13 protein-coding genes, 1 rRNA gene and 1 pseudogene are annotated in these 25,053 nt (G+C 73.5%); 12 read left to right on the top strand and 3 right to left on the bottom strand.

What is annotated here, in order from left to right; translation table 11 throughout:
- A 5S ribosomal RNA gene (gene rrf, locus ABTY61_RS40005) occupies window positions 1-87 on the top strand; the annotation flags it as partial.
- Window positions 88-148: 61 nt separating this feature from the next.
- Window positions 149-1,024 (top strand): phosphatase PAP2 family protein, encoded by an 876-nt coding sequence (locus ABTY61_RS40000; protein WP_350510152.1) that lies wholly within the window; start codon window positions 149-151, stop codon window positions 1,022-1,024.
- Here the strand turns inward: ABTY61_RS40000 and ABTY61_RS39995 are convergent.
- Window positions 1,017-1,580 (bottom strand): GPR1/FUN34/YaaH family transporter, encoded by a 564-nt coding sequence (locus ABTY61_RS39995; RefSeq protein WP_350510151.1) that lies wholly within the window; start codon window positions 1,578-1,580, stop codon window positions 1,017-1,019. The two genes, ABTY61_RS40000 and ABTY61_RS39995, sit on opposite strands and share 8 nt — an antisense overlap.
- A 256-nt stretch (window positions 1,581-1,836) precedes the next feature.
- Window positions 1,837-4,383: a SpoIIE family protein phosphatase gene (locus ABTY61_RS39990; protein WP_350510150.1), complete on the bottom strand. Its 2,547-nt coding sequence runs from the start codon at window positions 4,381-4,383 to the stop codon at window positions 1,837-1,839.
- A gap of 554 nt (window positions 4,384-4,937) precedes the next feature.
- Here ABTY61_RS39990 and ABTY61_RS39985 point away from each other — a divergent pair.
- The 9 genes and pseudogenes from ABTY61_RS39985 (at window position 4,938) to ABTY61_RS39945 (ending at window position 18,241) form a co-directional block, all read left to right on the top strand.
- Window positions 4,938-9,488 carry a HAMP domain-containing protein gene (locus ABTY61_RS39985; RefSeq protein WP_350510154.1) on the top strand — a complete coding sequence of 1,517 codons (4,551 nt, stop codon included), beginning with the start codon at window positions 4,938-4,940 and terminating at the stop codon, window positions 9,486-9,488.
- 297 nt (window positions 9,489-9,785) lie between these two features.
- A pseudogene (locus ABTY61_RS39980) lies at window positions 9,786-10,415 on the top strand (response regulator); the annotation flags it as partial.
- 161 nt (window positions 10,416-10,576) lie between these two features.
- Window positions 10,577-13,261, top strand: a complete 2,685-nt coding sequence (locus ABTY61_RS39975) for a DNA translocase FtsK (RefSeq protein WP_350510149.1) — start codon at window positions 10,577-10,579, stop codon at window positions 13,259-13,261.
- A gap of 304 nt (window positions 13,262-13,565) precedes the next feature.
- A complete protein-coding gene (locus ABTY61_RS39970; protein WP_350510148.1) occupies window positions 13,566-14,426 on the top strand; it encodes a helix-turn-helix domain-containing protein in 861 nt (286 codons plus the stop codon).
- A gap of 97 nt (window positions 14,427-14,523) precedes the next feature.
- Window positions 14,524-16,029: a 30S ribosomal protein S12 methylthiotransferase RimO gene (gene rimO / locus ABTY61_RS39965; RefSeq protein WP_350510147.1), complete on the top strand. Its 1,506-nt coding sequence runs from the start codon at window positions 14,524-14,526 to the stop codon at window positions 16,027-16,029.
- Window positions 16,026-16,664, top strand: coding sequence for a CDP-diacylglycerol--glycerol-3-phosphate 3-phosphatidyltransferase (gene pgsA, locus ABTY61_RS39960; RefSeq protein ID WP_350510146.1), 639 nt, complete (start codon window positions 16,026-16,028; stop codon window positions 16,662-16,664). The genes rimO and pgsA overlap by 4 nt, the downstream gene beginning before the upstream one ends.
- Before the next feature lie 17 nt (window positions 16,665-16,681).
- A complete protein-coding gene (locus tag ABTY61_RS39955) occupies window positions 16,682-17,167 on the top strand; it encodes a CinA family protein (protein WP_502895523.1) in 486 nt (161 codons plus the stop codon).
- A 335-nt stretch (window positions 17,168-17,502) separates the two neighbouring features.
- Complete coding sequence (locus ABTY61_RS39950; RefSeq protein WP_030290911.1) at window positions 17,503-17,871, top strand: helix-turn-helix domain-containing protein; 369 nt, start codon at window positions 17,503-17,505, stop codon at window positions 17,869-17,871.
- A gap of 76 nt (window positions 17,872-17,947) precedes the next feature.
- Window positions 17,948-18,241, top strand: a complete 294-nt coding sequence (locus ABTY61_RS39945) for a hypothetical protein (protein WP_350510145.1) — start codon at window positions 17,948-17,950, stop codon at window positions 18,239-18,241.
- Window positions 18,242-18,318: 77 nt separating this feature from the next.
- On the opposite strand, the gene ABTY61_RS39940 is transcribed toward ABTY61_RS39945, so the two are convergent.
- Window positions 18,319-23,088, bottom strand: a complete 4,770-nt coding sequence (locus tag ABTY61_RS39940) for an ATP-dependent helicase (protein WP_350510144.1) — start codon at window positions 23,086-23,088, stop codon at window positions 18,319-18,321.
- Between the two features lie 755 nt (window positions 23,089-23,843).
- Between ABTY61_RS39940 and ABTY61_RS39935 the strand changes: the two genes are divergently transcribed.
- Window positions 23,844-24,902, top strand: a complete 1,059-nt coding sequence (locus ABTY61_RS39935) for a S8 family peptidase (RefSeq protein WP_350510143.1) — start codon at window positions 23,844-23,846, stop codon at window positions 24,900-24,902.
- Window positions 24,903-25,053 lie beyond the last annotated feature (151 nt).

Raw genomic sequence — 25,053 nt, 5'->3', positions numbered from 1 at the left:
GGTTACATTCCGAACCCGGAAGCTAAGCCTCACAGCGCCGATGGTACTGCAGGGGGGACCCTGTGGGAGAGTAGGACGCCGCCGAACAATCATTCCAAAAAGACCCCCTCCCATTCGGGAGGGGGTCTTTTTGCGTTACCCTCTGCCAATGCAGAACCTGACCCTGACCTGGCAGACCGCCGGGGGCACCGCAGCCGTCCTCTACGGAGGCGCGTACGCAGCTGCCAGGGTCCGGAAGCCGGGGGTGTCGGCCCTGCTACGGGAGGCCGGCACGCTGCTGGCGCTGTTCGCGCTGTGGCAGCTGGTGGGGCACCTGTCGGTGATGAGCGCCGATCACGCGCTGGACCGGGCGGGCTGGATCCACCGGACCGAGCGGGCGGTCGGGTTGCCGGACGAGGCATCCTGGCAGGCGGCGGTCACGCCGTACCCGGTGCTGGTGCGGCTGGCGAACTACTACTACGCGGTGATGCACTTCGCCGTCATGCTCGGGGTGCTGTTCTGGGTCTTCCTGCGGCACCGGGAGCGCTACGCGTGGGTGCGCAACACGGTGGTGATCACCACCGCGGTCTGTCTGCTGGTGCAGTTCATCCCGGTCGCGCCGCCGCGGATGCTGCCGGAGAGCGGCTTCGTGGACGTGGCCGCGCAGTACGGGCAGTCGGTGTACGGCGGCGCGGTCGGCGGGGTGGTGGTGGCGGACCAGTTGTCGGCGATGCCGTCGGTGCACGTCGCCTGGTCCGTGCTGGCGGCGGTCGCTGTGGTGCGGGTATCGCCGAGTCCGTTCCGCTGGCTGGTGGTGCTGCACCCGGTGCTGACCGTCGCGGTGGTCGTGGTGACGGCCAACCACTTCTGGGCGGACGGCATCGTTGCCGTCGCGATCCTGCTGTTCGCCTACGCCGTCCTGGCGGCTGCGGCCGCTGCGGCCGCTGCGGCCGCTGCGGGGGCACGGCGACGGGGCCGGGCCGCCGTCGAGACGGAGACCCGACCCCGTACGGGTGCCGAGGAGCGGCCGAAGCAGGTCACTTGACCGGTAGGGCGACCTTCCCCCAGGAGCCGTTGCTCAGGGCGGAGGTGGCCCAGTACCAGGCGATGAGCCCGGAGACGGCCGCGACCCAGCCGGCGGCCTTGCCGAGACCGCTGTAGCCACCGAGGACCGCGATGGCACTGAGCACGAGGGAGACCGTGAACAGCCCGTAGACGGCGCGGCTGAACAGGCCCGCGCCCCAACTGGCGGCCGTGAGGCTGAGGGCGAGCAGAGCCCACAGCAGCAGGAACAGGCCGACGGCGTTCTTGCTCGCGCCGCCCGCCACCGACCAGGTCGCCCAGAAGGCGCCGAGGCTGGTGAAGGCGGTTCCGGTGAAGCCCTCGCCGCCGCGGAGCTGCCAGAGGCCCGCGATGAAGAGGGTGAGGCCGCCGAGCAGGTGGGCGAGGTGGGCCGCGTCCCCGACGCCGGTGCCGTGCAGGATCCCGGTGGAGAGCAGACCGTAGGCGAGCAGTGTCAGGCCGAGGGCGAGGTAGCCGAGGTTACCCGCGTCGGCTCCGGTGGAGCGGGCGTTCGTTGCCCCGGTAGCGTCGTTGCTCACCGGAGGCTCCTTTCACTCTGGGCGCGCGCAGGGCGCAGTAACGCTTGGTGTCGTTCCGATGAGTGGATGCGCGCGACCGCGCCGGGGCCGCACGACTGGGAGCGTGCGCGGGCTGCGGTCAGAAGTGATGGGCCAGCGGAGAGCCCGCTGGTCACGTCCCCGCCGGGGGATTCCCCGGCGAGATCGGTTTACCCGGCCCTGCTCGCTTGTACCCTTGTGAACATAACAATTTGTGACGGCGTCAGCTGTGGAACGCTCACGCTTGGCGCTGGGTCGGCACCCGGAGCGTCAGGATCGCCATGTCGTCGGACGGCGGCTCGGGGGCGAAGCGCTCGACCGCGCGCTGCACCCGCATGGCGACCGCACCGGCGGTCAGGCCGGTGCAGCCGGTGAGCACCTCGGCGAGGCCGTCGTCGCCCAGCATCCGCCGGCCCTCGCGGCGTTCGGTGACGCCGTCGGTGACGCAGAGCAGGACCTCGCCGGGGGCCAGCACCAGGTGCTCGGCGGTGAGTTCGAGGTCGTCCATGACGCCGAGCAGCGGCTGCGGGGTGGCGGCCCGGTCGACCTGGCCGTCGGTGCGCAGGCGCAGCGGCAGCGGGTGGCCGGCGCAGACCAGGGAGAGCTCGGTGCTGCCGTCCGGGCGGGGCGTCAGTTCGCCGTACAGCAGGGTGAGGAAGCGGCTGCGCGAACCCTCGTCCAGGATGGCCGCGTTGAGTCGGCGCAGCACCTGCGGGGCGTCCAGGCCCTCGCGGGCGAGCAGCCGCAGCGAGTGCCGGGCCAGGCCGGTGACGGAGGCGGCCTCGGGGCCGGTGCCGCAGACGTCGCCGATGGCGAAGCCGTAGGTGCCCTCGCGGATGGTGAACAGGTCGTAGAAGTCGCCGCCGACCTCGTTTCCCTCGCCCGCGGCCTGGTAGTAGACGTCCACCTCGACGCCGGGGATCTCGGGCAGGTCCGGTGGGAGCAGGCTGCGCTGCAGGGCCTGGCTGGTGGCGGTGCGCTCGGAGTAGAGGCGGGAGTTGTCGAGGGCCAGGGCGGCCCGGCGGGAGAGGTCCTCGGCGAGTTCGAGGATCTCCTGGCGGAACCGCACACCGGCCGGGACGCCGAGGGCGAGCAGGCCGATGACGCGGTTGCGGGCGGCCAGCGGCAGGACGACGGTCTCGCCGAGCAGGCCGACGAGTTCGGGGCTGTCGGTGAGGCCGCGGGCCGACGCGGTGTCGCCGGGCGCGGTCCAGAAGCGGACGCCGTGGGTGGGGCCGGCCTCGGGGAAGGGGGTCTTGTCGAGGAGGTCGCGCAGCGGGTCGATCCGGTCCTCGTCCTCGTGCAGGACGAAGGCGAGGGCGGCCGAGGAGCTGTGGTCGCCGTTGGTGTAGACGGCGCACCAGGAGGCGAGGGTGGGGACGGCCATCTGGGCCATCAGCGCCAGCGTCTGCTCGTGTTCGAGGGTGCCGGCCAGCAGGTCGGAGGCCTCGACGAGGAAGGAGAGCGAGCCGCGACGCAGCCGTTCCAGCTCGGTCAGCCGGGTGCTCTCGACCGCCAGGGCGACCCGGTCGGCGGCGAACTGCAGGCGCAGCGCGTCCTCGTTGTCGTAGCGGCCGGGTGCTGCGGTGGCGATGCCGAGCGAGCCGATCAGTCGGCCCTCGACCTTGAGCGGGACGGTGACCAGGGAGCGCATGCCGCTGCCGGCGAGCAGCGGCAGGCCCGAGGGGCGGGCGGCGAGGTCCTCGTGGACGGAGGGCAGCCGGGCGGAGTCGTAGCGGGTGCCGGTCTCGACCGGGAAGCGGGTGTGCCGGCGGTGCCCGGTGGTCAGGCCGGTGGCTGCGCGGACCTCGAACTCGGCCTCGTCGTCGGTGGTGAGCAGCAGGTAGGCGGCGTCGGCGTCGAGCAGGTCGCGGGCGCGTTCGACGGCGCGCTGGAGCAGGGTTTCGAGGTCGTCGGTGGCGATCGGGCCGGCCAGCAGGTCGAGCCGGGGTCCGGTCGGGTCGGGGCGCTCGCCGGGCAGGGTGCGGGCGGGGGAGCGCAGGACGGCGCGGTCGGGTTCGAGGACGAGCAGACAGAGGGTGGAGGCGACGCCCTCGGTGTCGCGCACGCGCACCTGGACGCCGTAGACCTCGACCTCCTCGCCGTCGGCCCGCCGTACGCCGTAGCCGCCCTCCCAGCGGGCCAGCCGGAGGGTGTCGGTGAGGCCGAGGCCGCGGCCGGGGGACTGCGGCCAGAGCGCGAGGTCGGCCCAGGGGCGGCCGAGGACGGTGGCGGCGGGGTACCGGAAGAGGGCTTCGGCGTCCGGGTTCCAGGCCAGGACCCGGCCGTCCTCGTCGAGTTGGACGACGGCGACGTGCACCGGTCCGGGGCTGCTGGGCAGGTCGCTGCCGGGGGTGGCGGGGACGGCGTAGCGGGTGCCGGCCACGTGCGCGGGCAGGGCGAGCCGGAACCAGACGGTCTTCTGCCCGGCTCCGTACTCGACGCCCCAGCGTTCGGCGAGGGCGGAGCACATCAGCAGGCCGCGGCCGCCCTCCCCGTCGGGGTCGGCGTAGCGGGGGCCGTCGCCGAGCGAGGGCAGGCCGCGCTCGGGGTGGTGGTCGGTGACCTCGATCCGGACGGTCTCCTCCTCGCGCAGGCAGCAGACCTCGGCGGCGGTGCCGGCGTGCACGACGGCGTTGGTGACCAGCTCGCTGACCAGGACGACGGCGTCGTCGACGACCTCGGGCAGGCCCCAGCCGAGCAGCGCGTCCCGGACGAAGCCCCGGGCGGCCGCCGCGGACCGGCCGTCGGGGTCGAAGGTGGCGGCTGCGCGCGCGGTGACCACGTTGCCACTTCTCCTCTGCTGCTCTTGCCTGACTGTCCGGGGTTCGGCGCCGACCTCCCCGTGCGCGCCGCCGGGTGGGCGGCGGCGGTGGGTCGGGCGTGGCCCGGTGCAGCGCTCCACCCTACTTTCCGCTTGGGTCCCCGTGGGGGCGGGGCGGCGAAACAGGCACCGGAGGGTGATTCTGCCCACCTGTTTCGGACGGTGCGGGGACAACCGGGCGCAACCGGCCGTATACCCGGCGCCAGTGCTGCCAGACTGGGGGGTCCGCGACGGCCGGTGGGAGCAGTACGGTCGTGGGGGAGCCGGTGGGCCGTGGGGTCCGGCCGGTACGAAGCCCGGCCGGGCCGGTGCCCGGGTCGTGCCGTTCCGGCGCGGCGGTCACCGGACAGTTCACACGATGTGGGAGGGGCCCGTTGAGTTCGGCCACCAAGGACGCCACCAAGGACGCCACCGGTACGACGCCGCCCGCTCCGCGCGGTGGGCGGTCCGGGACCGCGCCGCGGAGCGCGGCCGGCCGGCGAGCGGGCCACAGCCGCGGCGCGGAGCCCGCCGAGCTGCGCAAGCTGCTGGCAGCGCTGACCGCGATGCGGGACGGCAACTTCCGCCGCCGGTTGACGGTGCCGGGCGACGGGCCGCTGGCGGAGATCGCCGCGGTGTTCAACGAGGTCGCCGAGCGCAACCAGCACCTGACCGGTGAACTGGCCCGGGTGCGGCGGGCGGTGGGCCGTGAGGGCCGGCTGAACGAGCGGCTGGAGACCGGTGCGGGCGAGGGCGCCTGGATGGCGGCCGTCGACAACTGCAACGCGCTGATCGACGACCTGGCCCGTCCGATGGCCGAGGTGGGCCGGGTGCTCACCTCGATCGCCGAGGGCGACCTGGACCAGAAGATGGAGCTGCGTTCGCTGCACAGCAACGGGGTGAGTCACCCGTTGCGCGGCGAGTACCTCAAGATCGGCCGGACCGTCAACGGACTGGTGGACCAACTCTCCGAGTTCACCGACGAGGTGACCCGGGTGGCCCGCGAGGTCGGCACCGAGGGCAAGCTCGGTGGGCAGGCCAAGGTCCGTAGCGTGTCGGGCAGTTGGAAGGACCTGGCGGACTCGGTCAACACGATGGCGGGGCGGCTGACCGCGCAGGTGCGCAACATCGCCCAGGTGACCACGGCGGTGGCCAAGGGCGACCTGTCCCGCAAGGTGACCGTCGATGTGGCCGGCGAGATGCTGGAGCTGAAGAACACCGTCAACACGATGGTGGACCAGCTGAACGGCTTCGCCGCCCAGGTCACCACGGTCGCCCGGGACGTCGGCACCGAGGGCCGGCTGGGCGGTCAGGCGCAGGTGCCGGGCGTGGCCGGGGTCTGGCGCGAACTGACCGACTCGGTGAACTTCATGGCCGACAACCTGACCGGCCAGGTGCGCAACATCGCCCAGGTGACCACGGCGGTGGCGCGCGGGGACCTGTCGCAGAAGATCGAGGTGGACGCGCGCGGCGAGATGCTGGAGCTGAAGAACACCATCAACACGATGGTGGACCAGCTCTCCGGGTTCGCCGAGCAGGTGACCCGGGTGGCCCGCCAGGTGGGCACCGAGGGGCGGCTCGGCGGGCAGGCGCAGGTGCCCTGGGCGGCCGGGGTGTGGCGGGACCTGACCGACAACGTCAACTTCATGGCGAACAACCTCACCGATCAGGTGCGCAACATCGCCCAGGTGACGACCGCGGTCGCCAAGGGCGACCTGTCGCAGAAGATCCAGGTGGACGCGCGCGGGGAGATCCTGGAGCTGAAGAACACCATCAACACGATGGTCGACCAGCTGTCGGCCTTCGCCGACGAGGTCACCCGGGTCGCCCGGGACGTCGGCACCGAGGGCATCCTCGGCGGCCAGGCGAGCGTGCCCGGGGTGTCCGGGACGTGGAAGGACCTGACCAACAGCGTCAACCTGATGGCCAACAACCTGACCAGCCAGGTCCGCAACATCGCCGAGGTGACCACGGCGGTGGCGCGCGGCGACGTGTCGAAGAAGATCACCGTCGACGCCCGGGGCGAGATCCTGGAGCTGGTGACCACCGTCAACACCATGGTCGACCAGCTGTCGGCGTTCGCCGACGAGGTCACCCGGGTCGCCCGCGAGGTGGGCACCGAGGGCATCCTCGGCGGCCAGGCGCGGGTGCGCGGGGTGTCGGGCATCTGGAAGGACCTGACCGACAACGTCAACTTCATGGCGTCGAACCTGACCGGGCAGGTCCGCAACATCGCCGAGGTCGCCTCCGCGGTGGCCCGCGGCGACCTCTCCAAGAAGATCACCATCGACGCCCAGGGCGAGATCGCGACGCTCGCCGGGACCCTGAACACGATGGTCGACCAGCTGTCCGCGTTCGCGGTCGAGGTCACCCGGGTCGCCCGCGAGGTGGGCACCGACGGCACCCTGGGCGGCCAGGCGAGCGTGCCGGGCGTGGCCGGGATCTGGAAGGACCTGACCGACAACGTCAACCAGATGGCCAACAACCTCACCGGCCAGGTCCGCAACATCGCGCTGGTGATCACAGCGGTCGCCCGCGGCGACCTCTCGCAGAAGATCGACGTCGACGCGCGCGGCGAGATCCTCCAGCTCAAGACCAACATCAACACGATGGTCGACCAGCTGTCGGCGTTCGCCGACGAGGTCACCCGGGTCGCCCGCGAGGTGGGCACCGACGGGCGGCTCGGCGGCCAGGCCCGGGTGCCCGGAGTGGACGGCACCTGGCAGGACCTCACCGAGTCGGTGAACGAGCTGGCCAACAACCTGACCCGGCAGGTGCGCGCGATCGCCCAGGTCGCCACCGCGGTGACCAGGGGCGACCTGAGTCTGCGGATCGACGTGGACGCCGCCGGGGAGCTCGACGAGCTCAAGGACAACATCAACCAGATGATCGCCAACCTGCGCGAGACCACCCGGACCAACCAGGAGCAGGACTGGCTCAAGACCAACCTGGCCCGGATCTCCGGGCTGCTCCAGGGCCGCCGGGACCTGGAGGCCGTCGCCTCGCTGATCATGACCGAGCTGACCCCGGTGGTCTCCGCCCAGCACGGCGCCTTCTTCCTGGCCCAGCCGGCCGGCCGGACCGCCGAGCTGATCACCGAGGACGACGACGAGAACGACACCGTGCTGCGCCTGATCGGCAGCTACGGCTACCAGCGCCGGGCGATGCCGACCACCTTCCGGCCGGGCGAGTCGCTGATCGGCCAGGCCGCGGTGGAGAAGCGGGCGATCATCGTCAAGGAGGCGCCGCCCGGGTACCTCAAGATCGCCTCCGGCCTCGGCGAGGCCTCGCCGGCCCATATCGTGGTGCTACCGGTGCAGTTCGAGGGCCGGCTGCTGGGCGTGATCGAGCTGGCCACGTTCAGCTCCTTCACCACCGTCGCGCTGGACTTCCTCAACCAGATCGCCGACCTGATCGGCGTCACCGTCAACACCATCAGCGTCAACACCAAGACCGAGGGACTGCTGCTGGAGTCCCAGCGGCTCACCGCCGAACTCTCGATGCGCTCGGCCGAGTTGGAGGCGCGCCAGGAGGAACTGGAGCGCACCAACGAGGAGTTGCAGGAGAAGGCCGAGCAACTCGCCCAGCAGAACCGGGACATCGAGATCAAGAACAGCGAGATCGAGGAGGCCCGGCAGGTCCTGGAGGAGCGCGCCGAGCAGCTCGCCCTGGCCTCCCGGTACAAGAGCGAGTTCCTCGCCAACATGTCGCACGAGCTGCGTACCCCGCTCAACTCGCTGCTGATCCTGGCCAAGCTGCTCTCCGACAACAACGAGGGCAACCTCTCGCCCAAGCAGGTCGAGTTCGCCGACACCATCCACGGCGCCGGCTCCGACCTGCTCCAGCTGATCAACGACATCCTCGACCTGTCGAAGGTCGAGGCCGGGAAGATGGACGTCCGCCCGGCCCGGATCGCCCTGGTCCAGCTGGTCGACTACGTCGAGGCCACCTTCCAGCCGGTCGCCCTGGACAAGAACCTGGACTTCGCGGTCCGGGTCTCGCCCGCCCTGCCGGTCACCCTGCACACCGACGAGCAGCGGCTCCAGCAGGTGCTGCGCAACCTGATCTCCAACGCCGTCAAGTTCACCGACGCCGGCGGCGTCGACTTCTCGATCAGCGCGGCCGGCCGGGACGTCCCCCAGCACGTGCGCGAGCGGCTGCTGGAGTTCGGCTCGATCCAGGGCCCGGACGACGAGCTGATCGCCTTCTCGGTCTCCGACACCGGCATCGGCATCCCCGGCAACAAGCTGCGGGAGATCTTCGAGGCGTTCAAGCAGGCCGACGGCACCACCAGCCGCAAGTACGGCGGCACCGGCCTCGGGCTGTCGATCAGCCGGGAGATCGCCCGGCTGCTCGGCGGCGAGATCCACGCCGAGAGCGAGCTCGGCAAGGGCTCGACCTTCACGCTCTACCTGCCGCTGCGCACCGACGCCCCGGATGCCACCGCTGAGCGCCCCCTGGACCGCCCGGGCACGGCGAACCCGCCCGCACTGCGCGCCTCGGTCGGGGTGACCCCGGTGGGCCTGCCGGTGCCGGTCGGCGAGAGCCCGGCCGACCACTGGGCCCAGGAGGTCCGGGAGATGGCGGAGGAGCGCCGCCGCGGCGCGGTGGAGCGCCGGCGCAGCGCCGCCCTGGAGAGCGCCGCCGCGCCCCGGGCGGTGGAGCCGGCGCAGCAGCTCCGGCCGGCCCGCGTCGCCACCCGCTTCGACGGCCAGCAGGTGCTGATCGTGGACGACGACGTGCGCAACGTGTTCGCCCTGACCAGCGTGCTGGAGCAGCACGGGCTGACCGTCCTGTACGCGGAGAACGGTCGCGAGGGCATCGAGATGCTGGAGCAGCACGAGAACGTGGCGCTGGTCCTGATGGACATCATGATGCCGGAGATGGACGGCTACGCGACCACCGAGGCGATCCGCCGGATGCCCCAGTTCGCCGGTCTGCCGATCATCGCGCTGACCGCCAAGGCGATGAAGGGCGACCGCGAGAAGTCCCTGGAGGCGGGCGCCACCGACCACATCACCAAGCCGGTGGAGACCGACCACCTGCTGTCGGTGATGTCCGAGTGGCTGAACGGCGGCCGCGCGTGAGTCCGTCGCCTGGCGTGAACCCCGGGGCGGGCTCCGGGGTTCACGCCCACCGGCGGGCCGGTTTGCTGGCGGACCGGCCCGGGAACCCGGTAGGGTCACCGATCGTTGCGAACAGTGACCGGACGGCGACACGCTGCTGAGCGTGCGCCGGAGCACTGGCTGCGCGCCGCTCCGGATCGGGTCACGACGGAGCGATGTGCCGGGCGAGGGGGTGCGGCTAGCATGACCGGGGTAGCGGTGGGCAGTACGCGAGTGCCTACACCGGGCGGCAGGCAGGCGACAGGAGGGCGAGCCCCGATGCAGAAGGCGAAGATCCTCCTGGTCGACGACCGGCCGGAGAACCTGCTGGCGCTGGAGGCGATCCTCTCCGCCCTGGACCAGACGCTGGTGCGGGCCGCCTCCGGCGAGGAGGCGCTCAAGGCCCTGCTGACGGACGACTTCGCGGTGATCCTGCTGGATGTCCAGATGCCCGGGATGGACGGCTTCGAGACGGCCGCCCACATCAAGCGCCGCGAGCGCACCCGGGACATCCCGATCATCTTCCTGACCGCGATCAACCACGGGCCCCACCACACCTTCCGCGGCTACGCGGCCGGCGCGGTGGACTACATCTCCAAGCCCTTCGACCCGTGGGTGCTGCGCGCCAAGGTCTCGGTCTTCGTCGACCTGTACGTCAAGAACTGCCAGTTGAAGGAGCAGGCCGCGCTGCTGCGGCTGCAACTGGAGGCGGGCGGCGGCGAGCCGTCCCTCGGCGGGGCGCTGCTCGGCGAGCTGTCCGCGCGGCTGGCGGCGGTCGAGGAGCAGGCGGAGGCGCTGGGCAAGCAGCTGGACGGGGCGGAGGACGCCGGGGTGGCCGCCACCGCGGCGCACCTGGAGCGCAAGCTCGCCGGACTGCGCCGGGCCCTGGACGCGATGCGCCCCGGCACCGCGGAGAACCGCCCGGACACGGTCGGACGTTCACACGTCCGGGTGGTTTGCTGCTGCGGTCGGGTGAAACCCGGTCAGCGTGACGGTGTGTCTGCGACACGTCCCGGCCCCGGGCTCGGCCGCGTGGGCACCGCTCGCCCGCCCCGGTAGGCTGCTGACCCATGGCCACTCGTACGCCCGGAAACGCCGCACGCAAACCGAGTCCGGGACCGTCCAAGAAGGCCGCGGCCAAGGCCCCGGGCAAGCCGCCCGCCAAGAAGGCGGCCGCCCGCCGGGCCCCCGCGAAGAAGTCGGCCGCCAAGTCGGCCCCGCCGCCCCCGCCGCGCCGGGGGGTGCTGATGGGCGCCCTCAACGCCCTCGCCAGCCCGATCGCCGCGATCTTCCGCGGCTTCGGCGACGGCGCCAAGAACCTCCACCCGGACCACCGCAAGGACGGCGTCGGCCTGCTGCTGTTCGGGCTCGCGCTCGTGGTCGCGGGCGGCACCTGGTTCAGCTCGGAGGGCTGGTTGAACGGGGCGGCCACCGCCGTGGTGTCCGGACTGTTCGGGCGGCTCGACGTGCTGGTGCCGTTCCTGCTGGCCGGGATCGCCATCCGGCTCTGGCGCCACCCGGAGCTGCCGGAGGCCAACGGCCGGATCGTGATCGGGCTGAGTACCCTGCTGGTCGGCATCCTCGGCCTGGTCCACATCGGCTGCGGCGCGCCCACGATGGGCAGCGGCGCCTCCCGGATAAGGGCGGCCGGCGGGATCATCGGCTGGGCCGCCTCCACCCCGATGATGGCCGCCGCCGGCGCGGTGCTGGCCGTGCCGCTGCTCCTGCTGCTGGCCTTCTTCGGCCTGCTGGTGGTCACCGCCACCCCGGTCAACCGGATCGGCGAGCGGGTGCGCGGGCTGGGGATAAGGCTCGGCGTGGTCGAGCCCGGGCCCGAGGACGAGCCGCGCTGGGGGCGCACGCCGGAGCACGAGCTGTCCACCGATCCGCCGGAGGACGCCGACCCCGACGCACTGCCGTACACCGTCGACACCGACGGCGAGGGCCCCCTCGACGAGGTGGCCGCCCGTCGGCGCCGTCGTCGGCGCAAGCAGACCGCCGAGGACGACGGGGAGCAGCCGGAGGCGGCCCGCCGCATCTCCCTGGACAAGGAGCCGCTGGACCCGTACGCCACCCGCGACCTCGCCGCCGGTGCGGCCGCCGACCTGGACGGCGCCCTGGTCTACGGTGTGCCCGCCTCCTCGGCGGTGGCGGACATGATGCACCAGGTCAAGGACCTCACCGCGGCGCCGGAGGAGCCGGCCGTCCCGGCCGCCCGCAGCGGCGGCCCGGGCGCGCCCGCCGAGCACGGCCCGGCGCCGGTGCGGATGGAGCAGCTGCAGCTCGGCGAGGGGATCACCTACGCGCTGCCCTCGCTCGACCTGCTGGAGCGCGGCGGCCCGGCCAAGGCCCGCAGCGCCCTCAACGACGAGGTGGTGGCCCAGCTCACCAGCACCTTCGCCGAGTTCAAGGTGGACGCGAAGGTCACCGGCTTCACCCGCGGCCCGACGGTCACCCGCTACGAGGTCGAGCTCGGCCCGGCCGTCAAGGTGGAGCGGATCACCGCGCTCGGCAAGAACATCGCCTACGCGGTGGCCAGCCCGGACGTGCGGATCATCAGCCCGATCCCGGGCAAGTCCGCGGTCGGCATCGAGATCCCCAACCGGGACCGCGAGATGGTCAACCTCGGCGACCTGCTGCGCTCGCGCACGGCCGCCGAGGACACCCACCCGATGGTCGTCGGCATGGGCAAGGACGTCGAGGGCCACACCGTGATGGCCAACCTCGCCAAGATGCCGCACATCCTGGTGGCCGGTGCGACCGGCGCCGGCAAGTCCTCCTGCATCAACTGCCTGATCACCTCGATCCTCGCCCGGGCCACCCCGGACGAGGTGCGGATGGTCCTGGTCGACCCCAAGCGGGTCGAGCTGACCGCGTACGAGGGCATCCCGCACCTGATCACGCCGATCATCACCAACCCGAAGAAGGCCGCCGAGGCCCTCCAATGGGTGGTCCGCGAGATGGACCTGCGCTACGACGACCTCGCGGCCTTCGGCTTCCGGCACGTGGACGACTTCAACGCGGCGGTGAAGGCCGGCAAGGTCACCCCGCCGCTGGGCAGCGAGCGGGAGCTGCGGCCGTACCCGTACCTGCTGGTGATCGTCGACGAGCTGGCCGACCTGATGATGGTCGCGCCGCGCGACGTCGAGGACTCGGTGGTCCGGATCACCCAGCTGGCCCGTGCGGCCGGCATCCACCTGGTGCTCGCCACCCAGCGGCCCTCGGTGGACGTGGTCACCGGCCTGATCAAGGCCAACGTGCCGTCCCGACTGGCCTTCGCGACCTCCGCGATGGCCGACTCCCGGGTCATCCTCGACCAGCCCGGCGCGGAGAAGCTGATCGGCAAGGGCGACGCGCTGTTCCTGCCGATGGGCGCGAGCAAGCCGATCCGCATGCAGGGCGCGTTCGTCACCGAGGCGGAGATCGCCAGGGTGGTGCAGCACTGCAAGGACCAGCTGTCCGCCGTCTACCGGGACGACGTGACGGTCGGGGGCGGGCCCAAGAAGGAGATCGACGAGGAGATCGGCGACGACCTGGACCTGCTGATCCAGGCGGCCGAGCTGGTGGTCTCCACCCAGTTCGGCTCCACCTCGATGCTCCAGCGAAAGCTCCGGGTCGGCTTCGCCAAGGCGGGCCGGCTGATGGACCTGATGGAGTCGCGCGGGATCGTCGGCCCGAGCGAGGGCTCCAAGGCCCGCGACGTGCTGGTGAAGCCGGACGAGCTGGACGGCGTACTGATCACCCTGCGGGGCTGAGGGGGCCCTGCGGGGCCGAGGGGGCCTGCCCCGTAGGGCTGACGGGCTGTGCGCTCCGAGGGGGTTCACTCGTTCGGAGGAGGGTAGGCGCGGTACGGGGAACCGGGTGTCCGTATGCCGCGTCACTTGGCCGGAAAGCGCTTTCCGGGTCCGTCCGGGTGCCTCCGCTGACGACCGTTCAGCTGAGGTCCGGCTCCCGGCCGGGACGGGCACGCGCATTCGGCCCGCTCCGCTTGAGAAACGATCCGCCCGCGCCCCTAGACTGTTCTCCAGCAGGTGGCCATCCGCTCGAAAGGCGTGCCCCGTGACCATCGGCAAGTCCTCCGACCGCGAGAACACCCCGTCGTCCGTCGAGCCGACCGACGACGCGGTGCAGGCGGCCGATGCCCCGAGCATCGGCCGGGTGCTGTCCGCCGCCCGGATCGACGCGGGACTCACGGTGGACCAGGTGAGTACCGCCACCCGGGTGCGGGTGCCGATCGTCCATGCCATCGAGGAGGACGACTTCGACCGCTGCGGCGGCGACTTCTACGCCCGCGGGCACATCCGCGCGGTCGCCCAGGCGGTCGGCGCGGACGGCGAGGCGCTGGTCGCACGCTACGACGCCGCGCACGGCGGCTCACCGGCCTCCAAGCGCCCCGCCACCCAGCTGATCGACAACGGCCCGATCAAGGTGCCCGGCCGCTCCCGGCCGAACTGGGCGGCCGCCATGGTCGCCGCGATCGTCGCGGTGGTCGCGCTGATCGGCTTCAACCTGGTCAGCGGCAAGAGCGGCCACGGCACCACCGGCTCCGCCAGCGCGCCGCTGCCCAGCGGCTCCGGCACCGGCTCGGTCGCCCCGGTCACGCCGACCGTGCAGCCGCCGGCGCCCGCGCCGAGCGCCGCGGCGATCGCCGCCGTCCCGGCCGACAAGGTCACCGTGAAGCTGGTCGCCGAGGGCACCAGCTGGGTCTCGGCGATGGACGGCAGCGGCAAGTCGCTGTTCCAGAACAACATCAGCGACGGCCAGGACCAGACCTTCACCGACCCCAAGCAGATCCGCCTGGTGCTCGGCAACGGCGGAGCCGTGCACGCGTACGTCAACGGCAAGGACCTCGGCGTCCTCGGCAAGGACGGCCAGGTGGTGCACGTCACGTACACCCCCGGAGACCCGCAGGCGGGCTGACCACACGGCCCGTCGAGGGCCGTCGATGATCAGCTGATCCGTGGCACGCGGCCTCCGGGGCGAACGGCACCGGAGGCCGCGCGTTAATCTTGGGCCTATGCCTGAACGCCGCACTGTCGCCCTTGTCACGCTCGGATGCGCCCGCAACGAGGTGGACTCCGAGGAACTCGCCGGGCGACTGGAAGCCGACGGCTGGTTGCTCGTCGACGATGCCGCCGAGGCCGATGTCGCCGTCGTCAACACCTGTGGCTTCGTCGAGGCCGCCAAGAAGGACTCCGTCGACGCCCTGCTGGAGGCCAACGACCTCAAGGGGCACGGCCGCACCCAGGCCGTCGTCGCGGTCGGCTGCATGGCCGAGCGGTACGGCAAGGAGCTCGCCGACGCGCTGCCCGAGGCCGACGGGGTGCTCGGCTTCGACGACTACTCCGACATCTCCGACCGCCTGCAGACCATCCTCTCCGGCGGCCACCACGCCCCGCACATCCCGCGCGACCGCCGCAAGCTGCTGCCGATCAGCCCGGCCGAGCGGCAGTCCGCCGCCGAGTCCGTCGCGCTGCCCGGCCACGGCGCCGAGGCCGCCGCCGAGCCGATCGCCGACCTGCCCGACGGCCTCGCCCCGGCCTCCGGCCCGCGCACCCTGCGCAAGCGGCTGGACGACAGCCCGGTCGCCTCGGTCAAGCTCGCCTCCGGCTGCGACCGGCGCTGCTCCTTCTGCGCCATCCCCGCCTTCCGCGGCTCCTTCATCTCCCGCCGCCCCTCCGACGTGCTGCACGAGGCCCAGTGGCTGGCCGGGCAGGGCGTCCGCGAGATCGTCCTGGTCAGCGAGAACAACACCTCGTACGGCAAGGACCTGGGCGACATCCGACTGCTGGAGACGCTGCTCGGCGAGATCTCCGCGATCGAGGGCGTCGAGCGGGTGCGGGTCTCCTACCTGCAGCCGGCCGAGATGCGTCCGGGCCTGATCGACGCGATGACCGGCACCGCCGACGTGCTGCCCTACTTCGACCTGTCCTTCCAGCACTCGGCGCCCGCCGTGCTGCGCCGGATGCGCCGCTTCGGCTCCACCGACCAGTTCCTGGAGCTGCTCGGGACGATCCGGGGCAAGGCCCCGCAGGCCGGCGCCCGGTCCAACTTCATCGTCGGCTTCCCCGGTGAGACCGAGGAGGACTTCGCCGAGTTGGAGCGCTTCGTCACCCACGCCGGGCTGGACGCGATCGGCGTCTTCGGTTACTCCGACGAGGACGGCACCGAGGCGGCGACCTACGACGGCAAGCTGCCCGAGGACGTCGTCGCCGACCGGCTGGCCCGGCTGAGCCGGCTCGCCGAGGAGATGACCGCGCAGCGGGCCGAGCAGCGGATCGGCACCGAGGTCGAGGTGCTGATCGAGTCGATCGAGGACGGCGTGGTCGAGGGCCGCGCCGCCCACCAGGCCCCGGAGACCGACGGCCTGACCACCCTGCACGGCGTCGAGGACCCGCGGGTCGGACAGTTCTGGCGGGCCACCGTGGTGGCCAGCGAGGGCGTCGACCTGATCGCCGAGGCGCTGGAACAGGTGCGACAGCCCGCGACTTCGGGGGCCGAGGCTCCGGGAGCCGGGGAATGACCAAGGGGCCCGGGGCCCCGGCCGCGGCCCACCCGGGGAGACCGGCGGCCGCCGTGCCGCCGGCGCCCGGCGTCTGGAACATCGCCAATGTGCTCACCATGGTCCGGGTGCTCCTGGTCCCGGTCTTCGTGGCCCTGCTGTTCGCCGACGACGGGCACAACCCCAAGTGGCGCGCGGTCGCCTGGGCGTCGTTCGCGATCGCGATGATCACCGACCTGTTCGACGGCGAGATCGCCCGCCGCAAGGGCCTGGTCACCGACTTCGGCAAGATCGCCGACCCGATCGCCGACAAGGCGATCATGGGCTCGGCGCTGATCGGGCTCTCGGTGCTCGGCGACCTGCCCTGGTGGGTCACCGTGGTGATCCTGGCCCGCGAGCTCGGCATCACCCTGATGCGCTTCTGGGTGATCCGCTACGGCGTCATCCCGGCCAGCCGTGGCGGCAAGCTCAAGACGCTCACCCAGGGCACCGCGGTCGGCATGTACGTGCTGCCGCTGACCGGCTGGCTGGCCACCGGCCGGGCGGTCCTGATGGCGCTGGCGGTGCTGCTGACCGTCGGCACCGCGCTGGACTACATCGGCCAGGCGCTGCGCCTGCGCCGCGAGGGCACGGCCGCGGAGCGCGCGGACCGGTAACGGACGGGGGGACCTCGGTGACGGACGACGAGCTGTACGGGCTGGCCGAACGCGCGCACGCCGCGCTGCGGGCCGAGGGCGGCACGCTGGCCGTCGCCGAATCGCTGACCGGCGGGCTGCTGGCCGCCGCGCTGGTGGACGTCCCCGGGGCGTCCGCGACCTTCCGCGGGTCGGTCACCGCGTACGCGACGGAGCTCAAGGCCTCGGTGCTCGGTGTGGACGAGGGCCTGTTGGACGTGTACGGTCCGGTGCACCCGGTGGTGGCCCGACAGATGGCCGAGGGCGTGCGCCGGTTGCTGGGGGCCACGTACGGGCTCGCGACGACCGGTGTGGCCGGTCCGGAGCCGCAGGACGGGCAGCCGGTGGGCACGGTACACCTGGCGGTCGCCGGCCCGGGGGGAACTCTGGTCAGTTCGCCCCTGCTGTCGGGCGCTCGTGCCACAATCCGTCACGAAGCGGTGACCGCCGCGCTGGAGCTGCTCGTCGGCCGGCTCGTTCGATGACCTCGATGACCTCGATGACGGAGCCCGCGGACGGATCTCCACCGAACCGAGATCTGCCGAACTGGCGCGCGGGTATGACACAGCTGGAGGATCGTGTTACATCCAACGGCCTGGTTGGGCAGAAACCAGGTGGCGAACGAGTTGCGTGACGGTGGCCGGGCGGGCCGAGTCGGGTACCACGAGGGGCCCGCGAACCCGGGTAGGACACCGGAACGAGGAGGGGGACGGCCTTGCAGCCCAGAGTGAACACGACCAGGGTCCCCGCACGCGAAGCGGGCAAGGCGGTACGGTGGGGTCGTGACATCTCGATCCGCAGTCCGAGGAGGGAGGCACCGATGATCCTGCTCCGTCGCCTACTGGGCGATGTACTGCGTCGGCAGCGCCAGCGCCAGGGCCGCACACTCCGCGAGGTGTCGGCGGCAGCCAGGGTTTCGCTCGGATACCTCTCCGAGGTCGAGCGGGGACAGAAGGAGGCCTCCTCGGAGCTGCTCTCCGCCATCTGCGACGCACTCGACGTCCGGATGTCCGAGGTCATGCGCGAGGTCAGCGACGAACTGTCGCTCGCCGAACTTGCGGCGATGGCCACCCTCTCCGAAGGTGATCTGCTGAGGCCGGTACTCGAACCGGTACCGCTGCCCGCCCCCGGCGCCGATCGGGCGAACATGTCGCCCAAGGCCGCCGCGATGGACGTGGTCGCCGCCTGAACCCGGCCTCGCACCTCCCGGGTGCCCGTCCCACGACGGGCCCGAGGAATCCCGGGGCGAGCGGAGGAGGGCGGTCGTGCGGAGAGTCGCGACGGTGTGCGCGGTGGCCCGAATACGGCTGCGGCGCCTGGTGCCCTGGTCGGCCCGATGGGTCCTGGTGGCGCTCGCGGGCGGGCTCGCCTGGTGGCTGGTGGCCGTCCGGGGACAGCTCGCCGACGGGGCGGTGCTCGGTCTGCTGGCGGCCGGCGGCTGGGGGCTCGGTCTCATCCCGGTCCATGCCGACCGGAACGCGACCGGACCGGCCCGGCGCCCGCACGAGCACGGGGAGGCCGTGGGCCGGGCGGAGGCGCAGCCCCCGCCGACCGGATGAATCGACGTGGCCGGAGGCCGCGGGGTCGACGACCCTGCGGCCTCCGGGCGTTTCCAGGGCCAAGGGCTCTCCCGTCCTCAGGGGCGCAGGCGGAGGCCGCGCGGGGTGGCGTGGAAGCCGGCCTCCTCCAGGGCGCGGCCCAGCTCGGAGCCGAGGGCGGGCTCGCCGTTGGCGCGTTCGACCGTGACACTGCCGAGCGCGCCCGCCCGGACCGCGCCCGCGAGCGCCCCGGCGGCCGACGCCAGGGTCGCGCCGTCCTCCGGCCAGGCCAGCAGGGACTTGCCGCCCCGCTCCACGTACAGCGCGAGCTCACCGTCCACCAGCACCACCAGGGCGCCCGCCTTGCGGCCCGGGCGGTGCGCCTTCGCCTCCGTGGCCCCCGCGACGGCGGGCGGCTCGGGCCAGGGCAGCGCGGCGCCGTAGGCGTTCGCCGGATCGGCGGCGGCCAGCACCAGCAGCTGCGGGGGCTCGGCGGCCGGAGCGGCCGGCCACTCGGCGGCCCCGGCCCGCTCCAGCCGGCCGTTGACCGAGCGCAGCCGGTCGGCCGCGCCCTCCATGGCGAACTGGGCGCCGCCCAGACCCTCGACGAAATAGCCCCGGCGGGCCCGGCCGCGCTCCTCCATCGCGGCGAGCACCCGGTACACCCCGGCGAAGCCGCCGGGCACCCGTTCGGCCGCCACCGTGCCGCGGGTCAGCAGACCGTGCCGGTCCAGCAGGCTCTGTGCCCGGGCGGTGGCCAGCACCGTCGGATCGGCGGCGAAGGCGGGCAGCAGCGACCAGCGCCCGGCCACCGTCGGCGGGCCGCTGCGCAGCGCCCCGCCGGCCGCCGCCCGGCCGAAGGCGCGGCCCGCGCCGCCGTAGCGGCCGCGCGGGGTCGCCCGGGGGGCGCGGTGGGCGGTGGCGCCCGCCGTCCGGCCGGAGCCGAGCAGGGCGCGCAGCGGGGCCAGAGTGTCGTTGCTGACGTAGCCGGCCCAGACCAGGTCCCAGAGGGCCGTCACCACCTCGGGCTCCGGGGCCTCCTCCGGGAGCTGCTGGACGAGCTGGCGGAAGAACAGGCCGTAGCCGCCCGACAGGGCCTGCAGCAGGGAGCTGTGCAGCGGGGTGAGCGCGGGCGGGACGGGCTCGGGGCGCAGCAGGTGGGCGTTCTCGGCCAGGTGCAGGCTGAGCCAGCCGTCCTTGCCGGGCAGCGCGCCGGCGCCGCACCAGCCGATCTCGCCGGCCGCCATCAGCTCGTCCAGCAGGCCGGGGGAGTAGTCGGCGAGCCGGGCCGGGAGGATCAGCTTCTCCAGGGCGGAGGCGGGCAGGGCGGTGCCCTGGAGCTGTTCGACCACCCGGAGCAGGCCGTCCGGGCCGCGCAGCCGGTGGCCGGCCAGGTGCTGCCACTGCGGGAGGAAGGCGGCCAGGGCGCGCGGCGGGACGGGCTCCACCTCCTGGCGCAGCGCGGCCAGCGAACGGCGGCGCAGCCGGCGCAGCACCTCGGCGTCGCACCACTCGGCGGTGGCGGTATGGCTCTCGGCGGGCCGGAAGGCGCCCTGGACCAGGCGGCCGGCGGCGGTGAGCCGGTGCAGGGTGCCGGTGACGACGGCGGTGCCGAGGCCGTAGCGGGCGCCGGCCTCGGCGGCGGTGAACGGGCCGTGGGTGCGGGCGTGCCGGGCCAGCAGGTCGCCCAGCGGGTCCTTGACCGGCTCGGTGAAGGCCTCGGGGACGCCGACCGGCAGCGGGGTGCCCAGGGCGTCGCGCAGCCGTCCGGCGTCCTCGATCGCGGCCCAGCGCTGCTCGCCCGCGATCCGGACCTGGATCACCCGGCGGGCGGCCTCCAGCTCCAGGGCCAGCAGCGGCTCGGCGCCGCGCGCGGTCAACTCGGCCTCGGTGAGCGGGCCGAGCAGGCGCAGCGCGTCGGCGACGCCCTCGGCGTCCCTGATCCGGCGCTCGGGGGTGAGGCGTTGGAGCTCGGCCTCCAGCTCGGCCAGCACCTGCGGGTCGAGCAGCTCGCTCAGCTCGGCCTGGCCGAGGAGCTCCGACAGCAGCCGGGAGTCCAGGGAGAGGGCGGCGGCCCGGCGTTCGGCGAGCGGGGAGTCGCCCTCGTAGAGGAACTGGGCGACGTAGCCGAACAGCAGTGAGCGGGCGAAGGGCGAGGGCTCGGAGGTGGTGACCTCGACCAGGCGGACGGCGCGGGATTCGAGGTCCCCCATCAGCTCGACCAGGCCGGGGACGTCGAAGACGTCCTGGAGGCACTCCCGGACGGCCTCCAGGACGATCGGGAACGAGCCGTACTCGGAGGCGACCTCGAGCAGTTGGGCGGCGCGCTGGCGCTGCTGCCAGAGCGGGGTGCGGCGCCCGGGGTTGCGGCGGGGGAGCAGCAGGGCGCGGCCGGCGCACTCCCGGAAGCGGGAGGCGAACAGCGCGGAGCCGCCGACCTGGTCGGTGACCAGCTGTTCGATCTCGTCGGCCTCGAACAGGGCGGCGTCGGCGCCGACCGGGGCCTCGTCGGAACCCGCGCTCTCCAGCGGGCTGCTGAAGTCGAAGTCGGGGGAGAGGAGGTCGGCGTCGGGCAGGCGGAGCACGATGCCGTCGTCGGCGTGCATGACCTGCGGGTCCAGGCCGTGCTTCTCGCGCAGCCGGGCGCCGAGGGCGAGCGCCCAGGGGGCGTGCACCTGGGCGCCGAAGGGGGAGTGGATGACGATCCGCCAGTCGCCGAGCTCGTCCCGGAAGCGCTCGACCACGATGGTGCGGTCGTCGGGGAGGTGGCCGCAGGCCTTCCGCTGCTCGGCCAGGTAGTCCAGCAGGTTGGCGGCCGCCCAGTCGTCCAGGCCGGCCCGCTTGAGGCGCTCGGTGGCGGCCTCGGGCGGGAGGGCGCCCAGCTCGCGGGTGAACGCGCCCAGGGCGCGGCCGAGTTCGAGCGGGCGGCCGAGGGTGTCGCCCTTCCAGAACGGGAGCCGGCCGGGGACGCCGGGGGCGGGGGTGACCAGCACCTTGTCGTGGGTGATCTCCTCGATCCGCCAGGAGGTGGTGCCGAGGGTGAAGACGTCGCCGACGCGGGACTCGTAGACCATCTCCTCGTCGAGTTCTCCGACTCGGCCGCCGCCCCTCTTCTTGGCCGTCGTCGAATCGGACGCGGTCGAACCGGCGATGAAGACGCCGAACAGGCCGCGGTCGGGGATGGTGCCGCCGGAGGTGACGGCCAGGCGCTGGGCGCCCGGGCGGCCGGTGACCGTGCCGGCCACCCGGTCCCAGACCAGGCGGGGGCGCAACTCGGCGAAGGCGTCCGAGGGGTAGCGGCCGGCCAGCATGTCGAGCACGGCGTCGAAGGCGGACTGCGGGAGGGTGGCGAAGGGTGCGGCCCGGCGGACCACGGTGAGCAGTTCGTCGACCGGCCAGGTGTCCAGGGCCGTCATCGCGACGAGTTGCTGGGCGAGCACGTCCAGCGGGTTGCGGGGGATCCGCAGGGCCTCGATCCGGCCCTCCCGCATGCGTTCGGTGACCACGGCGGACTGGACGAGGTCCCCGCGGTACTTGGGGAAGAAGACGCCGGTGGAGACGGCCCCGACCTGGTGACCGGCCCGGCCGACCCGCTGCAGGCCGGAGGCGACCGAGGGCGGCGACTCGACCTGGACGACGAGTTCCACGGAGCCCATGTCGATGCCCAGCTCCAGGCTGGAGGTGGCGACCACGGCGGGCAGCCGGCCGGCCTTCAACTCCTCCTCGACGAGGGAGCGCTGCTCCTTGGAGACCGAGCCGTGGTGGGCCCGGGCGATGACCGGGGGCACACCCCTGGCGGCGCCCGAGCCGCCCATCAGCTCGGCCGGGGCGTGCGCCTCGGGGGCGGCGGTGCCGGTGGCGCGCTCGTAGGCGATCTCGTTCAGCCGGTTGCACAGGCGCTCGGCCAGCCGGCGGGAGTTGGCGAACACGATGGTCGAGCGGTGCGCCTCGACCAGGTCGACGATCCGCTCCTCCACGTGCGGCCAGATCGAGGCCTGGCGCTGCGGGTCGGAGCCGGCGGCGCCGCCGGTGGCGGGGGCGGCGGGCAGGTCGTCCAGGTCGGGGACGGGGACGACCACCGAGAGGTCGAACTGCTTGGCGGCGGGCGGCTGGACGACGACGGCGCCGCGGTGGGGGCTCAGGAAGCGGGCCACCTCCTCGACCGGGCGGACCGTGGCGGACAGGCCGATCCGGCGGGCCGGGCGGTCCAGCAGCTCGTCCAGGCGCTCCAGGGTGAGTGCCAGGTGGGCGCCGCGTTTGGTGCCGGCGACGGCGTGCACCTCGTCCAGGATCACCGTGTCGACCCCGCGCAGGGCCTCCCGGGCGGCGGAGGTGAGCAGCAGGAACAGCGACTCGGGGGTGGTGATCAGGATGTCCGGCGGGTGGGTGGCGAAGCGGCGGCGGTCGGCGGCCGGGGTGTCGCCGGAGCGGATCGCGACCTGGACCTCGGGCTCGGGCAGGCCCAGCCGGACGGCGGCCTGGCGCAGGCCGGTCAGCGGGGCGCGGAGGTTCCGCTCGACGTCCACCGCGAGGGCCTTGAGCGGGGAGACGTAGAGCACCCGGCAGCGGCGCTTGGGCTCGGCGGGGGGCGGGGTGCTGCTCAGCCGGTCGAGGGCGGCGAGGAAGGCGGCGAGCGTCTTGCCGGAGCCGGTGGGGGCGACCACCAGGACGTCGGTCTCCTGCTGGATGGCGCGCCAGGCCTCGGACTGGGCGGCGGTGGGGGTGGAGAAGGCGCTGGTGAACCAGGCCCGGGTGGCGGGGGCGAAGCCGGCCAGGGGGGCGACGCCGGGGGTGCCGGGCTCGGCGGGCTCGGCGGGGGTGCCGGGCTCGGCGGGCTCGGCGGGTGGGGTCGGGTGCGGGGGCGCCATGTCCCCATGGTGCCGGGTGGGGGTGACAAGCGGGGTGGAGGTGGGGTTCGGCGAGTGGGGTGGCCGGCTGGTGGGTGGGGTGGGGGTGGCTGCGGGGGCAGGAATGATGATCGGCTCATATGGTGAGAAATCGGGCAGGTGATCAATTCGTGGCCTGAGTGGACTTGATGAGCGGAGGGCGTGGGATGGCGCAGGCGCACCGGTCCGGGTCCGTTCGCGGGGGTCGACGCCCGGGGGCCCGGCGGCGCAGGGTCTGCGGGCCCGCCCGGGTGCTGCTCGCGATGCTGCTCACGGCCCTGGTGCTCGGCGGTGCCGTGCCGTACGTGTCCGGGCCTGGGCGGGCCTATCTCAGCTATCTGGTGCTGGGCCGACAGGACGACGCCGCGGGTGCCGCGCTGGCCGGGGCGGAGAGTCGGGCGGCGGGCGGGCAGGTGGTGCAGGAGTACCCGCAGATCGGGGCGGTACTGGCGTACGCGACCGGTGGCTTCGCGGACCGGGTGCGGGCCCGGCCCGGGATCGCGGCGGTCGGGGCGACCCGGACGGCGCCGGTCGTTGGGCCGCCGCGGGCGGTGGACGGGGCGGGGGACTTCGCGGCCGGGGGCTCTGGGAGTGGGGGCTCTGGGAGTGGGGATGCGGTGGGTGGGGGTGTGGTGGGTGGGGGTGTTGGCGGGGGTGTGGTGGGTCGGGGCGTGGGCGGGGATGCGCTGGGTGGAGGGTGGGGTGTTCGGGCCTCGGAGGGGCGGGATGGTGGGACCTTGACGGTTCCGGACCCGGGGGAGGGCGGGGCGTGGAACCTGAGCATGGTGCAGGCGGGGCCCGGGGGGACCGGGGACGTCGCCAGGAGTGCGCCGAGTACCGAGGTGATGCGCAAGGTGCTGGTCGCCGTGCTGGACTCGGGCGTCGACGACACCCACCCGGACCTGCGGGCGGCCGTCGACCCCAAAGCCTCGGCCTCCTGCGCCGACGGACGCCCCGATTCCCGCACCGGCGCCTGGCGGCCCGACCCCGGGGTCCCGGAGAGCGGACACGGCACCCACGTCGCCGGGATCATCGGCGCGGCCCGCGACGGGCAGGGCGTCACCGGGGTCGCCCCCGGGGCGCGGATCGCCGCCGTCCGGCTGCTCGGGCCGCTGGGGCAGTACTACGCGGAGAACATCGTCTGCGGGATGCTCTGGGCGGCCGACCACGGGGCCAAGGCCGTCAACGACAGCTACTTCGCCGACCCGTGGAAGTACAACTGCCCCGAGGACCGGGACCAGGCGGCGCTGATCGCCGCCGTCGGCCGGGCCGTCGCGTACGCCCAGCGCAAGGGGGCGGTGGTGGTCGCCTCGGCCGGCAACGACGGGCAGGACCTGGGCGCCGCCCGGACCGACGAACGCAGCCCCAACGACCGGGTCTCCGGGCCGCCCCTCAGCCGTCACCTGGGCACCGAGTGCATTCGCCTTCCCGGCGAGCTGCCCGGCGTCCTCACCGTCACGGCCGTCAACCGGGACGGGCGGCCGTCCTCGTACACCAACTACGGGCGCGGCAGGGTCTCGCTGGCCGCCCCCGGAGGGGATCCGGACGGCGGGCCGCAGGGGGCGATCGTCTCGGACTGGCCGGGCGGGCAGTACGCGGCGCTGGCGGGGACCTCGATGGCGGCGGCGCACGTGACGGGGGCGGTGGCGGTCGCGGCGGCGCTGCATCCGGGGTTCGGGTCGGGGCAGCTGGCGGACGCGGTGGCGGTGGCGGCAGCTGGGGGGTGTCCGGTGGGGGTGCGGGGGTGTGGGGATCGGCGGTATTTCGGGGTGGGGGTGGTGGTGGTGCCGCGGTGAACGGGCGCTGCGCGGGGGGCTTGGGTGGGGGGTGGGCTTTCGGGAGGGTGGGTGAGGCCGGGGGCGGTTCCGGGGGTGGGCGCTCCGGGGGCTGGATGATTTTCCGACCGCCGACTCTGTGGGCACATGGTGGGGCGCCGTTGGCGGTCTG

This window comes from Kitasatospora sp. NPDC096128 (assembly GCF_040303105.1).
Lineage (GTDB): Bacteria > Actinomycetota > Actinomycetes > Streptomycetales > Streptomycetaceae > Kitasatospora.
This window is presented reverse-complemented; position numbering and strand designations above follow the sequence as displayed.

Excerpts from the sequence above, each read along its gene's own strand:
- rimO (WP_350510147.1), top strand. The coding sequence starts at position 14,524 with ATGCCTGAACGCCGCACTGTCGCCCTTGTCACGCTCGGATGCGCCCGC.
- pgsA (WP_350510146.1), top strand. The coding sequence starts at position 16,026 with ATGACCAAGGGGCCCGGGGCCCCGGCCGCGGCCCACCCGGGGAGACCG.
- ABTY61_RS40000 (WP_350510152.1), top strand. The coding sequence starts at position 149 with ATGCAGAACCTGACCCTGACCTGGCAGACCGCCGGGGGCACCGCAGCC.
- ABTY61_RS39950 (WP_030290911.1), top strand. The coding sequence starts at position 17,503 with ATGATCCTGCTCCGTCGCCTACTGGGCGATGTACTGCGTCGGCAGCGC.
- ABTY61_RS39975 (WP_350510149.1), top strand. The coding sequence starts at position 10,577 with ATGGCCACTCGTACGCCCGGAAACGCCGCACGCAAACCGAGTCCGGGA.
- ABTY61_RS39940 (WP_350510144.1), bottom strand. The coding sequence starts at position 23,088 with ATGGCGCCCCCGCACCCGACCCCACCCGCCGAGCCCGCCGAGCCCGGC.